The sequence below is a fragment of the Aeromonas sp. Marseille-Q7275 genome, assembly GCF_965119515.1.
In genome coordinates this window covers 182,994-196,437 of the sequence record NZ_CBCPLW010000004.1, presented here as the reverse complement: position 1 = coordinate 196,437, position 13,444 = coordinate 182,994, and the positions used below count along the sequence as shown (strand labels likewise).

12 protein-coding genes are annotated in these 13,444 nt (G+C 65.7%); 11 read left to right on the top strand and 1 reads right to left on the bottom strand.

Annotation, left to right across the window (positions count from 1 at the left end):
• Positions 1-200 precede the first annotated feature (200 nt).
• The 10 genes from ACWPWQ_RS06185 (at position 201) to ACWPWQ_RS06140 (ending at position 11,567) form a co-directional block, all read left to right on the top strand.
• Positions 201-1,091, top strand: coding sequence for a DUF58 domain-containing protein (locus ACWPWQ_RS06185; RefSeq protein WP_454009275.1), 891 nt, complete (start codon positions 201-203; stop codon positions 1,089-1,091).
• Positions 1,076-1,639, top strand: a complete 564-nt coding sequence (locus tag ACWPWQ_RS06180) for a DUF4381 domain-containing protein (RefSeq protein ID WP_454009274.1) — start codon at positions 1,076-1,078, stop codon at positions 1,637-1,639. The genes ACWPWQ_RS06185 and ACWPWQ_RS06180 overlap by 16 nt, the downstream gene beginning before the upstream one ends.
• On the top strand, positions 1,636-2,613 hold the full coding sequence (locus ACWPWQ_RS06175; protein WP_454009273.1) for a VWA domain-containing protein: 978 nt from the start codon (positions 1,636-1,638) through the stop codon (positions 2,611-2,613). The genes ACWPWQ_RS06180 and ACWPWQ_RS06175 overlap by 4 nt, the downstream gene beginning before the upstream one ends.
• A 21-nt stretch (positions 2,614-2,634) precedes the next feature.
• Positions 2,635-4,101, top strand: coding sequence for a VWA domain-containing protein (locus tag ACWPWQ_RS06170; protein WP_454009272.1), 1,467 nt, complete (start codon positions 2,635-2,637; stop codon positions 4,099-4,101).
• Positions 4,102-4,163: 62 nt separating this feature from the next.
• Positions 4,164-5,666: a hypothetical protein gene (locus tag ACWPWQ_RS06165; protein WP_454009302.1), complete on the top strand. Its 1,503-nt coding sequence runs from the start codon at positions 4,164-4,166 to the stop codon at positions 5,664-5,666.
• 39 nt (positions 5,667-5,705) lie between these two features.
• Positions 5,706-6,296: a sigma-70 family RNA polymerase sigma factor gene (locus tag ACWPWQ_RS06160; RefSeq protein ID WP_139438325.1), complete on the top strand. Its 591-nt coding sequence runs from the start codon at positions 5,706-5,708 to the stop codon at positions 6,294-6,296.
• Positions 6,289-7,029: a DUF3379 domain-containing protein gene (locus ACWPWQ_RS06155; RefSeq protein WP_404838431.1), complete on the top strand. Its 741-nt coding sequence runs from the start codon at positions 6,289-6,291 to the stop codon at positions 7,027-7,029. The genes ACWPWQ_RS06160 and ACWPWQ_RS06155 overlap by 8 nt, the downstream gene beginning before the upstream one ends.
• A 409-nt stretch (positions 7,030-7,438) precedes the next feature.
• Positions 7,439-8,725, top strand: a complete 1,287-nt coding sequence (locus tag ACWPWQ_RS06150; protein WP_202045534.1) for an outer membrane protein transport protein — start codon at positions 7,439-7,441, stop codon at positions 8,723-8,725.
• Positions 8,726-8,972: 247 nt separating this feature from the next.
• A complete protein-coding gene (locus ACWPWQ_RS06145; RefSeq protein ID WP_454009271.1) occupies positions 8,973-10,229 on the top strand; it encodes an OmpP1/FadL family transporter in 1,257 nt (418 codons plus the stop codon).
• Between the two features lie 114 nt (positions 10,230-10,343).
• A complete protein-coding gene (locus ACWPWQ_RS06140; RefSeq protein WP_139438338.1) occupies positions 10,344-11,567 on the top strand; it encodes an EAL and HDOD domain-containing protein in 1,224 nt (407 codons plus the stop codon).
• A 99-nt stretch (positions 11,568-11,666) separates the two neighbouring features.
• Here the strand turns inward: ACWPWQ_RS06140 and ACWPWQ_RS06135 are convergent, their stop codons facing one another.
• Entirely contained in the window at positions 11,667-12,830 is a 1,164-nt protein-coding gene (locus ACWPWQ_RS06135) for a thiolase family protein (RefSeq protein ID WP_454009270.1), read from the bottom strand.
• Between the two features lie 132 nt (positions 12,831-12,962).
• Here ACWPWQ_RS06135 and ACWPWQ_RS06130 point away from each other — a divergent pair, with 132 nt between their 5' ends.
• On the top strand, positions 12,963-13,361 hold the full coding sequence (locus ACWPWQ_RS06130) for a MerR family transcriptional regulator (protein WP_005325128.1): 399 nt from the start codon (positions 12,963-12,965) through the stop codon (positions 13,359-13,361).
• The last annotated feature ends 83 nt before the right edge of the window (positions 13,362-13,444 follow it).

Here is a 13,444-nt window from a genome sequence, read left to right as displayed (position 1 = left end):
ACGACACCCTGATCGCCCGTCTGCTGGATGCCATCCCATGCCCCTGACAGCCCGCCGTCCAGCGCCACCGCTTCATCCCGAGCCATCAGGCCCTGGCGGACAATCTCGACAACGACACCCTGATCGCCCGTCTGCTGGATGCCATTCCATGTCACTGACAGTGCGCCAGACCTGTGCCATGCCCCTGATGATCTGCCCCCATGACCAGATCCGCTGATCCCCGCGCCCATCCCGACATCGCCCTTCCCCTGGCCCGGTTGCTGGCCATCCGGCTCTGGGCGAGACAGGGTCAGCGGGCGCGCATTCACCAGGCCCGTCAAGGGCGGATCGGGCGCCAGCCGGGCCTGAATTTTCGTGAGCTGCGCCTCTATCAGGCCGGGGACGAGGTGCGTCACATCGACTGGCGGGTCACCGCCCGCCTCGGCCGCCCTCACACCCGGCTGTATGCCGAGGAGCAGGATCAGGCCCACTGGCTGCTGCTGGACCTCTCCCCCGCCATGTATTTCGGCTCTGGCCCCCAGCTCAAGGCCCGCCTCGGCTGCGAGCTTGCCGCCGCCTTGCTGTGGCAGGGGGAGAAGCAGGCAAACACCCTGGTCTGCCACGGGGTGGAGACCCGCAGCGAGTCTCAGCGTGACTCCCTGATCCCCCTGCTGGAGGCGCTCTGTCACCACTATGAGGCGGGGCTGGATCGCGCCCCCCTGGCCAGCTCCCTGGCCCAGACCCTGGCGCGCCTCAGCCTGCCCCATGGCGCCAGACTGACAGTGATCAGCCACCATCAGCCCCTGGATCAGGGGCTCAGCCAGCAGTTGCAACGCCTCAGCCAGCGCCACGACATCCACTATTGGCAGATCCGGGATCCCCTGGAGGCGGCCCTGCCCGAGCAGGGGCAACTGGCGGTGCAATCGGGCAAGCGCAGCGGCTGGCTCGACGCCGGACAGCCCCTCTTTCGCCGGCGCTACCAGGCCGCGGCGAGGCAACAGGCCGACGCCTGCCAGCAGCAGCTGTTGCCCCTGGTGCAGCGCCTCTACCGCCTCGACAACGGCTTGCCGCTGCAACGCCAGTGGCAGGAGGCTGGATGCCGTCTGTTCTGAGCGCCCCTCAAACTGCCCCCCTCCAGCACCCGCCTGGGGAGATCGCCTCGCTGACGCGGCTTCAGGAGATCCAGGGACAGCTTCGCGACATCCATCCGGGCCCCCCCCTGGAGAGCGCAAGCGATCCCCGTCTGCTGGCCTGGGGCTGGCTGCTGATCGCCGTGCTCGCCGCCTTGTTCATCGGGGCCACCATAAACACCCTGTGGCGTCAGCGCCGCTGGGCACGCCAGATAGACTGGCAGGCCGCCGATCTGGTGCCCGATCTGCACGCCGCGCTGAGAGAGGCGGCCATCGCCCGCTGGCCAGAGGCGCGTTCCCTGCAAGGGGAGGAGTGGCTCGCCTGGCTCGACCGCCAGGGGGGCTGCCATTTTTGCGAGTTCGCCCGCCAGTGGCCGGGCTGGCTCTATGGCTCGGACGTGCCGGATGGGGGGCAGCGGGCACGGCTGCGCCTTGCCTACCTCAGCTGGGGGCGCCGCTGCGTCAGCGCTCCGCGCTGGATGGCGCGCCCTGTGCTGTGGCGCCGCACACGCAACGGAGGGGCCAGATGATCCTCGCCTGGCCCTGGTTTGCCCTCGCCCTGGCGCTGCCGCTGCTGGTGCGCTTCGGCCTGCCCCCGCTCTCCCGCACCGGCCGCGCCAGGCTGGCCCATGCAGGCTTCCCTCTGCTGCTGCCCCAGGCCGGGCAACCCCTGTGGCGCATGGCCCTGTGCTGGTGTGTCCTGGTGCTGGCCCTGTGCCGACCCCAGTGGCAGGAGCCCCCCCTCATTCACTACCAGGCCAGCCGGGATCTCATCCTGGCGGTGGATCTCTCCGACAGCATGCGCACCCAGGACATGCTGGATGAGGGGGAGCAGCGCGATCGCCTCTCTGCGGTGCGCCAGCAGATATCGCAGCTCATCGGCGAGCGCCCCGGCGATCGCATCGCCCTCATCGTCTTTGCGGATCACGCCTACCTGCTCTCCCCCCTGACCCAGGAGACCCGGGCCTTGCTGGCACTGACCCGCGAGCTCGATTTCGATCTGGTGGGGCGCACCACGGCGCTCGGCGAGGCCATACTGCTGGCCCGCCAGCACGCCGACCCCGACCGCCCCACCGCCCTGCTGCTGGTGACGGACGGGCGCAATACCGCGGGCAACGCAGAGCCCCTGACCGAGGCCAGGCGGGCCGCCGCCGCAGGCATCCGCCTCTATACCCTGGGGGTGGGGGCCGATCCCGACACCTTCGCCTCCCCCCTGGGAGGGGCAGATCCCAGCGCCGAGCTGGATGAACCCTTGTTGCGGCAACTGGCCGAGCTTGGCCATGGCCGCTATTTTCGCGCCCGCAGCCAGGCCGATCTCTCGGCCATCAATCAGGCCATAGACACCCTGGAGCCAGCCGCCCGCCCGCAGACCCTCTATCGTCCCCACCATGAGCTCTACCCCTGGCCCCTGGCGCTGGCCTGGCTGCTGCTGGTGTGGCCGGCCCGACTGCGCTGGCCGGGGCGGAGAACGGACAGAGACGCGCCGGAGCCGCCCCATGCATAAGTGGCTTGAAGGAGCGTCAATATGGAGCTGATGCTGCTGCGCCCGCTCTGGCTGCTGGCCCTGCTGCCCTGGCTGTGGCAGGGGTGGCGCCGTCGTCGGCAGCGCCCCCTGCTGGCCCCCGCCATGCAGGCCTATCTGTTACCGGCCCGGGGCCGGGCCATCCCCTGGCTCTGGCTGGCCACCCTGCCGGTGATCCTGGCGCTCGCGGGCCCCGCCCTGCGCCAGCAGAGCCAGACCGTCAGCAGCCCGGCCCTGGATCTCTGGTTGCTGGATCTCTCAAGCTCCATGCAGGCCAAGGATCTGCCCCCGGATCGGGCGACCCGGGTGCGGCTGCTGCTTCAGGACATGCTGGCCGAGGCGGCGGCCCGGCAGGCGCCCCATCCCCTCGGACTCATCCTGTTTGCCGGGGATGCCTACCTCGCCATGCCCCCTACCCGGGATCATCAGGCCATCTCGCTGCTGCTGCCGGACTTGCGCCCGGCCATCATGCCGCTTCAGGGCAGCGCACCGGAGCGGGCCGTGGCACTGGCCCTGGCGCAGATCCCCCCGGGCCAGCAGGCGCGCCTGCTGCTCATCACCGACGGCCTATCACAGAGCCAGATGACGCGCATCGCCGCTCTCTGGCCCTGTCTGGATAGCCTCTTCTGCCCACAGTCACCGTCCCCCCGACTCGACATCCTGCTGGCCAATGCCGGCGAGAGCGCTGCGCTGCCCCCGCCCCCCGCCGAGGGGTGGCGACTCGGCAGCGCCCTGGGGCAGACTCTGCCGGCACCGGACGGCGCCGCCATGGCGGATCTCGCGGCCAGCACAGGGGGAAGGTTGCAATGGTTGCAGGCCGGGCTCCCCTCCTTTGCCCCCCTGCCCATGAGCCAGACCCAGACCGGGGCCCAGTCCCTCGATCTCGGCCCCTGGTTGCTGCTCCCTCTGCTGCCCCTGGCGCTGCTGGCCCGCCTCTTCCCCGGAGCGCACTGGTTGCTGCTGCTCATGGTGGTGATCTTCCCCCTGCTCCCCGCAGGCGGCTCGCCCCCCGGGGTGGCCCGTCAGGAGGCGCCGCTGCAAGCCTTCTCCCAGGGGCAGGCGGCCCGCGCCTTCCAGGACCCCGTCTGGCAGGGCAATGCCTGGTACAGGGCCGGTGACTATGCCAGGGCCGTCGCCGCCTATGGCCGCGCCGACACGGCCACCGCCCACTACAACAGGGGCAATGCGCTGGTGTGGCTCGGGGATCTCATGGGGGCCGAGCAGGCCTACCTGGCCGCCCTCAAGCGGGAGCCCGGGCACCAGGATGCCCTCCATAACCTGGCGCTGCTGCGAGCTAACCCGCCACAGGCGGCCCCTTCTGCCCAGGCCCCCGAGAGCGGCGAGCCACCCGAGTCCTCTGCCACCCCGGACAACCCCCGCCCCCCGGCGCCCCCGGTGCTCTTGCTGGAGCCGCGGCTGCGCAAGGAGGCCGAGCGCCGTCCCCTTATCAAGGTGGAGGAGCCCTGGTGATCCCCTGGCTGCGTGCACTCATCCGGTTGATTCGGGTGCCAAGCGGCGGCTGGCTGCTCGCCATGCTGCTGGCCGCCCAGGTACAGATCGCTCCAGTGCAGGCGGCCCCCCCTCGCGCCGAGCTGCTGGCGGGGGAGAGCGAGCGCGACTGGCTGCTCGTCATCGAAGCCGACGGGGAGCTCAAGGGCGACGAGCTCAGCCTGCTCCCCCTGCTGCGTCAGTTTGCGGTAGGCCGGGTCAGCATCAGTCGCGTCAACACCGAGGTGAGCAGCCTGATCCGCTGGCAGATCCCGCTTCACCTGCTGGAGACCAGCCCCCGCCAGGTGCCGCCCCTGTCCCTCGGCGCCGAGCAGACGCCCGCGCTGCCCATTCCGGCGCGCCCCCGGACGGGCACCCTGATGTCGCAGCCCGAGGCGCGAGTCTCCCCCGTGGAGCTGCAGGCCAGGGTGCTGCATCAGGGCCCCCTCTACCCGGGGCAACCCTTCATCTATGAGCTGAGCCTCTGGCTGCCCGCCAACATGGAGGCCCCCAACCTCGGCGAGCCCCTCGGTCAAGGCTTCACCATACGCCGCCTCGGCGACGATCGCTGGGAGTCCCCCGCCAGCCCCGGCATGCCGGGGCGCCTGATCCGCAAGTGGCTGCTCCAGGCCAGGGAGCCCGGGCTGCATCCCCTGGAGTCCCCCCGTTTCCAGGGGCGATTGCCCCAGGACCCGGACACCGCCGCGCAAAACGACGCAGGGGATCTGCTCTCCGCCAGGGCGGCCACCCTCTTCGTCAAGGTGGACAAGGCGCCCCTGGAGCCGGTGGCGAGCAGCCTGAGCCTGCGCCAGCAGTTCAGTCCGGCCAGGGGAGCCAGCGTCGGGGAGCCGGTGATCCGCACCCTCACCCTGGTGATGGAGGGAGGAGATGGCAACCGCCTGCCACAGCTCCCGGCCCCGGCATTGCCACAGGGTCTTTCGATGAAACCGGACGGCGAGCAGCAGCAGGAGCGTTTCGTGGCCAAGGGGGCGCTGCGCTTCGAACGCCAGTGGCGCCAGGCCCTGACCGCACAAGCCCCAGGCAGCTATACCCTGCCCGCCGTGACCCTCTCCTGGTTCAACACCCGGACCGGGCGCATCGAGCAGGCCCGCCTGCCGGCGCAGACCCTGCACATCGAGGGCGACGCCGCCCCCTCCGATCCCGCCAGGGCGCCCGGCACAGAGAGCCTCCTCTGGGTGCTGTGGGCGCTGCTGCTGCGCGCCCTGTGCCAAGGCGGGCCGCGCTGGCTCGCCTTCTATCGGCTGCAACGGGCCCTGGCGACCCGGGAGCCTGACTTGGCCAGAGGGGCCTTGCTGGCCTGGGCAGCGCTGCGCCGGGGGCAGCCTTGCCAGCACCTGGCCAGCCTGCCTTGGCATGGCGATCCCGCCATGGGCCCGCGACTCGATGATCTGGACAGGGCCTGTTTCGCCGCCCCTGGTGCTGCAAGCCAGGGGGTCGACTGGCAGGGGCTGGCCCGGGCGCTGTGCGCCAGGGAGACTTTTGCGATAGCCTATGTCCTCAGAAAACTGGCGTGGGCACGTCCCTGACGCCTGCGGCAAACCACTCATGAAAAAGGAATCGCATTCATGACGTTAGGTTTTTTTAGAAAAAAAAAGGCAGGAACGGGAAAGGATCCCTCGGCCACCCCGGTCTATGGGGATATGGCAGACAAACAAACGAAATACGAGGCCCTGGTGCACGCCCTGCACGGGGACATCTACCGCTACGCCTACTGGCTGTGCCGGGATCCCCAAGTCGCCGAGGATCTGGTGCAGGAGACCTTCCTGCGAGCCTGGAAGGCGCTCGACTCCCTGGTCGATGACAAGGCCGCCAAGGCCTGGCTCATCACCATATTGCGGCGGGAAAATGCCCGGCGCTTCGAGCGCAAGCAGTTCGATCTCGTCGATCTCGACGAGCATCCCCAAAGCGATCAGGATGCGCTGCACAGCGAACAGGAGATGGAGCACGAGTGGCTTAGGCGCCACATCGCCCGCCTGCCCGACGAGTATCAGGAGCCCCTGCTGCTGCAGGTGCTGGGGGGGTTCAGCGGCGAGGAGATCGCCGCCCAGCTCGGCCTGAACAAGAACACCGTCATGACGCGGCTGTTCCGGGCTCGCAACCAGATCAAAGAGGCCATGGAGGCTGCGCAGCAACAGAGAGGTCACACCAATGGATGAGCTTGAATTTCGCCGCCGGGCCATCACCCATCCCACGGACAGGGATCCTGCCTTCCTCGCCGCGGCAGAGGCGTCTGCCGCCAATCGCAAGCACCTGGACGAGATGAAGCAGCTCGATCGCAGCCTGCAACGGGCGATGGAGGTCGAGGTGCCCGCCGGTCTCGCCGAGCGGATCCTGCTCCGCCAGGCGATGGAAGCGGACGACGAAGTGGTGCCACTGCCCTCCCCGGCCAAAGGCAGAGGCTGGCGCCCCCTCGCCATGGCGGCCTCGGTTGCCTTCCTGCTCGGCATGAGTACCCGCTGGATCAGCTGGCCACCGGCATCGGAGCCGCTGTCGCTGGCCCAGGTGGCCATGGCCCACGTCTATGGGGAGGAGCCCTTCATCCAGGGGGTGGATGAGAAGGTGAGCCTGCAGACCATCAACGCCAAGATGGAGAAATATGGCGCCACCCTGATGGACATGTCCGGCATGAAGATCACCTATGTCAATCACTGTGCCTTTTACCAGGGGCCGGCCCTGCACATGGTGATCCAGGGCAAGATGGGACCGGTCACCCTGTTCCTGGTGCCCAAGCATGTGCCGCTCAGGATCCAGCCCGATTTTGCAGACGGTACCCTCAAGGGGGAGATACTCCCGCTCAAGGGGGCAAACATGGTGTTGATTGGAGACATGCAGGAGTCACTGGCCCCGGTTGCCCAGCAGCTTGAGTCCCGTTTGCACTGGTCCATTTAACAGATCTTGACTGGGGCTGACCGGGCCCCCGTCCCCTCCATATCACAGGCAGACACCGTCTGTTGTCTGCCTGTTCATCTCAGAATCCCGACAACTTCCCGCTTGATACCCACCTGAAGTCACATTTTTACTATTTTTTTTGAACGATTCAAAAGGAACTCATTGTATGTTATTCATCCGATAATGGATAAAACAGACTATTTAAACGGCAAGTTAAAACAAATGATTAACACAATGGAAACTTTTATGTATTCTGCTGTCACTGGTCTGATTTCTTACCTCCTACCAGATCCATAGAATCACGCCAGAAGTGAATGGGAAGAAGCTGACATAACAACAGATCTTGTCGTCTATAGCGGCCAAAGAGCCCTGATATCGACAGAAAATCTGCTTACAAAGAGAGAACACTATGACAACTGCCTTTTTCAAGAAAAGCCTGATCGCCGCGGCCGTCACCCTGGCCAGCACTCAGACCTTCGCCGCCGCGTTCCAGCTGAACGAACACTCGGCCTCCGGTCTGGGCCGCGCCTATGCCGGTGAAGCAGCCATCGCCGACAACGCGTCCGTGCTGTCCCGCAACCCGGCCGCCATGACCACCTTCGACAAGATGGCATTGTCTGTTTCCGGTACCTACATCAAGCCCGACGTGGATGTCGCGGGTGACATCTATGCCGGTCCGGCCAAGCTGGCATCGGCCAGCGAGAGCGACATCGCCCCCGATGCCTTCGTGCCGGCCACCTACTTCATCCAGCCCCTGAACGATCAGTGGGCCTGGGGGATTGGCCTTTTCTCCAACTACGGTCTCTCCACCGAGTACTCCAAGACCTTCCCGGCCGGTGCCGGTGCCGGTGATACCGAGCTGTTGACCTTCAACATCAACCCCAACATCGCCTACCGCATCAACTCCAACTTCAGCGTGGGTGCCGGTGTCAATGCCGTCTATGCCCAGGCCGAGCTGAACCGCTATGCCGGTGCCCTGGCTCCGGGCCTGACCGCCAGAACCGGTATCGTTCACAACAGCGACACCGCCATCGCCCACCTCAAGGGTGATACCTGGGGCTTTGGCTGGAACGTCGGCGCCCTGTACGAGATCAACGACAGCAACCGCCTGGCCCTGACCTACCGCTCCCAGGTAGATCTGAGCTTTGACGGCGACTTCAAGGGGCTGACCTCCGGTTACCAGACCGTCGATGGCAACCTCAAGCTGGATCTGCCTGCCCAGGCCGAGTTCGCCGGTTACCACCGCCTGAACCAGCAGTTCGCGGTGCACTACTCCGTCAACTGGACCGACTGGAGCGCCTTCCAGGAGCTCAAGGCCACCAGCAACGCCTGTGCCGGTGGAGTCTGCCTGCAAAAAGACGAGAAGTTCAAGGATTCCGCCCGCTACGCCATCGGTGGCACCTGGTACGTCAACCCGTCCTGGGAAGCCCGCATCGGCTTCGCCTACGACAACAGCCCGATCGAGCCGGAATACCGCAGCCTGAGCATTCCTGACTCCGACCGTGTCTGGTACAGCGCCGGCGCCACCTACCACATCGATCAGGACATGAGCGTCGATTTCGGCATGGCCTACCTGGACGGCAAGGAAGTGGACGTGAACGAAGGTCTGACCAGCCATACCGATCCGGTACGCTGGAAGGGCACCTCCCACGGCAACGCCTTCCTGGCTTCCGCCCAGTTCAACATGAAATTCTGATTTCATCGCGATCAAACAGAGCGCCTCCGGGCGCTCTTTTTTTATGCGACATTCCCATTTCGGCGCACAGCTGTAGCAAACACCTGTACTCTTTTTGTTTTTTATCAAGCTGTTATAAGTAACCGCTCCAGCATTTGCTTTGCCCGCCTTTCGGCCCCGCCCCCCGTTGCCTTACTGGTCATACCATATAAAATCCTGCCTCAACCGAATCACAGAATGAACCCCTGTGTTCATCCTGAGGAAAGCAATGCAGTCGACCATCAAGCCCTCCCTCATCGCCCTGATCTTGCTGCCTGGCCAGGTCCTGGCGGCCGGTTTCCAGCTGGCGGAACAATCGGCCACCGGCATGGGCCGTGCCTTCGCCGGGGAGGCCGCCATCGCCGACAACGCCAGCGTGCTCGCCCGCAATGCGGCCGCCATGACCCGTTTCGAGCGCACCGCCTTCTCCGGCGGCGTCATCCATATCCAGCCTGACGTCAACATCGAGGGGGTGACCCGGGTCCCCACCACCCAGGGCCCGGTGACCCTGGATGCGAGCGCCAACGACATCGCGGACGGTGCCTGGGTGCCCAACGCCTATCTCATCCTGCCCCTGAATGATCAATGGTGGCTGGGGCTGGCGGCGACCTCCTACTATGGCCTCGGCGTCCAGATGCCGGACAACTACAACGCCGGTCACTTCGGCAACGTCTCCGACATCAAGACGGTGGATCTCGGCGCCTCCCTGGCCTACCGTATCAACCAGTACTGGTCGGTCGGCGCCGGCCTCTCCGCCATTCAGGGCGAAGGGGAAGTGGGCGGCACCTTCCCCTCCAACAACAAGATTGCCAAGCACCTCAAGGGGAATGGCTGGGCCCTTGGCTGGCATCTCGGCACCCTGCTGGAGCTGTCCCCTGCCACCCGCCTCGGCCTCTCCTATCGCCATGATGTCAACCTGACCCTCTCCGGGGATGCCGTCGGCACCGATCTGCTGGGCCGCACCTTCACCGACACCGGCAGCCTGGATCTGCCCCTGCCCGCCACCGCGGAGCTGGCCCTGTTCCATCAGCTGACCCCGACCCTGGCGATCCATTCAAGCATCAACTGGACCAACTGGAGCAAGTTCGTCCAGCTCGAGTCCGAGCTCGATCACCATGGCACCATGCACATCAAGGACGAGCACTGGGAAGACAGCTGGCGCTACGCCCTCGGCCTGACCTATCAGCTGGCTCCTAAGTGGCAGCTGCGCTCCGGCCTGGCCTACGATCGCAGCCCGGTTCCCGCCGATCGCCGCACCATCTCCATCCCGGACTCGGATCGGGTGTGGTACAGCGCCGGGGTGGGTTACCAGATAGACAGCAACCTGTCGCTGGATCTGGGGCTGACCCTGATCGACGGCAAGAAAGTCGGGGTGAGCGAAACCATGCAGCTCAAACCCGGGATGGCACAAACCACCTCCACCTTCCAGGGCACCTCGGAAGGAGATGCCTGGCTGGCCGGTCTGCAGCTCAACTACCTCTTCTGATCCCGCCCCCCCTGGCAACACTATGCCAGTTGCTGACCCTTTCGACCCGGTCGGCACTGGCATAGTGATCCGCTTCACCATAGAATCAAGCCTTCACCCATGCTGGAGAAATGCATGTATTCCTATGTAGCAAGGCAGCCCATCCTGGATCGGGAATTGAAGACCCATGCCTATGAGCTGCTGTTTCGCGACAGCCTGGATAATGTGTTTCCCCCCATCTCCGCCCAGCTGGCCACCTCCCGACTGGTGACGGAGCAATTCCTGCAACAGAACATCGATCAGCTGCTTGGCGGCCACCCCTGCTTCATCAACTTTCCTCACTCCCTGCTGCTGGACGGCCTGGCCGAGTGCCTGCCCCAGGACAAGGTGGTGATCGAGATACTGGAAGATGCCGAGCCCGACGATGCCCTGCTGGACAAGGTGATCCAGCTCCACGGGCTGGGCTATCGGCTGGCGCTGGATGATTTCACCCTGGTCCCGGCCTGGGACAGGTTCCTGCCCTACATCCACATCATCAAGTTCGATCTGCGGGCCACACCGCTCGCCAGCATCGAGCGGTTCATGCGGACCCATAACCACCTGCCGCTCACCTACCTCGCCGAAAAGGTGGAGGACAAGGACGAGTTTGAACGGATGAAGGCGCTGGGAGTGTCGCTGTTCCAGGGCTTCTTCTTCAGCCGGCCCCAGATGGTGCAGCAAACCACCATGCCCCCGACCCAGCTGGTGGTGATGCAACTGCTGAAGGTGGTCAATCAGGCCGAGCCGGATCTGGACAAGATAGAGCAGCTGCTCAACCAGGATCTCTCCCTCTCCCTCAAACTGCTGCGCTACGTCAACCACCTCAAGCGCTTTCCCCAGCCCATCGCCTCGTTTCGCCAGGCCGCCAGCTCCTTGGGGCACGCCCAGCTCAAGCGCTTCGTGGCCCTGATCGCCGCTACCAGCGCCGGTCACGACAAGAGTGCCGAGCTCTACCAGATGTCCCTCATCCGGGCCCGCTTCTGCGAGCTGCTGGCACAGACCCATGCCCCCACCCAGCAGGCGCAGCAAGCCTTCATCACCGGACTCTTCTCCCTGCTGGACGTGCTGATGGGGCAACCGCTGGATCAGCTGCTCGGCACCATACCCCTGACCGCCGAGATCCGCGCCGCCCTGCTGGAGCGCAAGGGCAATCTGGGGTTCTATCTCGCCTTCTGTGAAGAGTACGAGAAGGCCAACTGGCAGCGGATCGCCGCCAGCACAGCCCGCCTGGGGCTCAATGAAGAGAAGGTAAGCCACCTCTATCTGGCCGCCACCACCTGGGTCAATCAGCAGCTCCAGGCCATGGAAGGAACGGACTGACCCCACTCCCCGCGCTCACCTATCCATCTCCGGAAATGACAACGTCCCCGCTAGAGGGACGTTGTGCGTTTATCGGCCAGCGCCGTCGGGGGAAACTTTTCAGCCCAGTTCGATGGCCATGGCGGTCGCCTCCCCGCCGCCGATGCACAGGCTCGCCACCCCTCGCCGCAGGCCCCGCGCCTGCAGGGCATGGATCAGGGTGACCAGGATGCGGGCACCGCTCGCCCCCAGGGGATGGCCCAGGGCGCAGGCGCCTCCGTTCACGTTCAGCTTGTGATGGGGGATCTGGCACCCCGCCATGGCCAGCATGCTCACCATGGCAAAGGCCTCGTTCACCTCGAACAGATCCACCTCCTCCACCGACCAGCCCACCCTGGCCAGCAGCTTGTCGATGGCCCCCACGGGGGCGCTGGTAAACTCCGCCGGCAGGGCGGCATGGCTCTGGTAGCCCACCACCCTGGCCAGCACGGGCAAGCCCAGACTCTCGGCGGTCTCGGCCCGCATCAGCACCAGTGCCGCCGCCCCGTCCGAGATGGAGCTGGCATTGGCCGCCGTGATGGTGCCCATCTTGCTGAAGGCTGGTTTCAGGGTCGGTATCTTGTCGGGCCTGGCCTTGCCCGGTTGCTCGTCGTCGGCCAGCAGCAGGGTGTCCCCGGCCATCACGGGCGCCAGCTCGGCCCCGAAGGCGCCGCTTCGCTGCGCCGCCAGGGCCCGCTCCAGGGAGGCGATGGCGAAGGCATCCATGTCGGCCCGGGTCAACCCGGCCCTGTCCGCGCTCAGCTGGGCGTAGTGGCCCATCAGGTGGCCCTCGTAGGCATCCTGCAAGCCGTCGAGGAACATGTGATCCAGCACGCTCTGGTGGCCCATGCGAAAACCGCTGCGCGCCTTGTCCAGCAGATAGGGGGCCCGGCTCATGCTCTCCATGCCGCCCGCCACCACCACATCCACCTCCCCCAGCCGCAGCCCGTCTGCCGCCAGCATCACCGCCTTCATGCCGGAGCCGCACACCTTGTTGACGGTGGTGCAGGGCACCCTGTCCGGCAGCCCGGCCCTGAGCGCCGCCTGGCGGGCCGGTGCCTGCCCGACCCCGGCGCTCAGCACATTGCCCAGATAGACCTCATCGACCCGGGCTGGGTCTATTCCGGCCGCCGCCAGGGCGGCGCGGATGGAGCAGGCGCCGAGCTCGGGTGCACTCAAGGCGCTCAAGGCCCCCTGAAAGGCCCCCATGGGGGTACGTTTGGCCGCCACAATCACTATATCCATCAATCGCACTCTCCTTGTTACATTGGGATAACATATGCCGCCGCCGTCCCCGGAACAAGACTTGCGGGGAAGTTGACGTTTGGGTAAGGTGCCAGCCTGCATTGACAACCAGATGACAGCCAAGACAGCCCTATGACCAAATCCAAGGATGACGCCCGGACCTTCAGCATCAGCGAGCTGGCCCGTGAATTCGATGTGACCACCCGCAGTATCCGCTTCTACGAGGATCAGGGCCTGCTGAACCCGACGCGCCAGGGACAGACCCGGATCTACAGCCGCCAGGACAGGGTGCGCCTCAAGCTGACCTTGCGTGGCAAACGGCTGGGCTTCAGCCTCGCGGACATCCGGGAGCTGTTCGATCTCTATGACGCGGACAAGAGCAGCCGCTCCCAGTTGCAGACCATGCTGGGGCTGGTGGCCGACAAGCGGGAGACGCTGCAGCAGCAGCTGGAAGACATCCAGATGGTCTTGCTGGAGCTGGAGGCGGCCGAGCAGCGCTGCCGGCAGGCACTGGGCCAGCTGACTCCCTGAGTCGGCCGACAATTCCAATCCGAGGCAAATAAAAAGAGGGAGGCTTGCGCCTCCCTCTTGTCATTCATGGCAGTGGGCCTGGT

Coding starts and splice junctions, on each gene's coding strand:
- ACWPWQ_RS06185 (WP_454009275.1), top strand. CDS start 201: ATGACCAGATCCGCTGATCCCCGCGCCCATCCCGACATCGCCCTTCCC.
- ACWPWQ_RS06180 (WP_454009274.1), top strand. CDS start 1,076: ATGCCGTCTGTTCTGAGCGCCCCTCAAACTGCCCCCCTCCAGCACCCG.
- ACWPWQ_RS06175 (WP_454009273.1), top strand. CDS start 1,636: ATGATCCTCGCCTGGCCCTGGTTTGCCCTCGCCCTGGCGCTGCCGCTG.
- ACWPWQ_RS06170 (WP_454009272.1), top strand. CDS start 2,635: ATGGAGCTGATGCTGCTGCGCCCGCTCTGGCTGCTGGCCCTGCTGCCC.
- ACWPWQ_RS06165 (WP_454009302.1), top strand. CDS start 4,164: ATGCTGCTGGCCGCCCAGGTACAGATCGCTCCAGTGCAGGCGGCCCCC.
- ACWPWQ_RS06160 (WP_139438325.1), top strand. CDS start 5,706: ATGACGTTAGGTTTTTTTAGAAAAAAAAAGGCAGGAACGGGAAAGGAT.
- ACWPWQ_RS06155 (WP_404838431.1), top strand. CDS start 6,289: ATGGATGAGCTTGAATTTCGCCGCCGGGCCATCACCCATCCCACGGAC.
- ACWPWQ_RS06150 (WP_202045534.1), top strand. CDS start 7,439: ATGACAACTGCCTTTTTCAAGAAAAGCCTGATCGCCGCGGCCGTCACC.
- ACWPWQ_RS06145 (WP_454009271.1), top strand. CDS start 8,973: ATGCAGTCGACCATCAAGCCCTCCCTCATCGCCCTGATCTTGCTGCCT.
- ACWPWQ_RS06140 (WP_139438338.1), top strand. CDS start 10,344: ATGTATTCCTATGTAGCAAGGCAGCCCATCCTGGATCGGGAATTGAAG.
- ACWPWQ_RS06135 (WP_454009270.1), bottom strand. CDS start 12,830: ATGGATATAGTGATTGTGGCGGCCAAACGTACCCCCATGGGGGCCTTT.
- ACWPWQ_RS06130 (WP_005325128.1), top strand. CDS start 12,963: ATGACCAAATCCAAGGATGACGCCCGGACCTTCAGCATCAGCGAGCTG.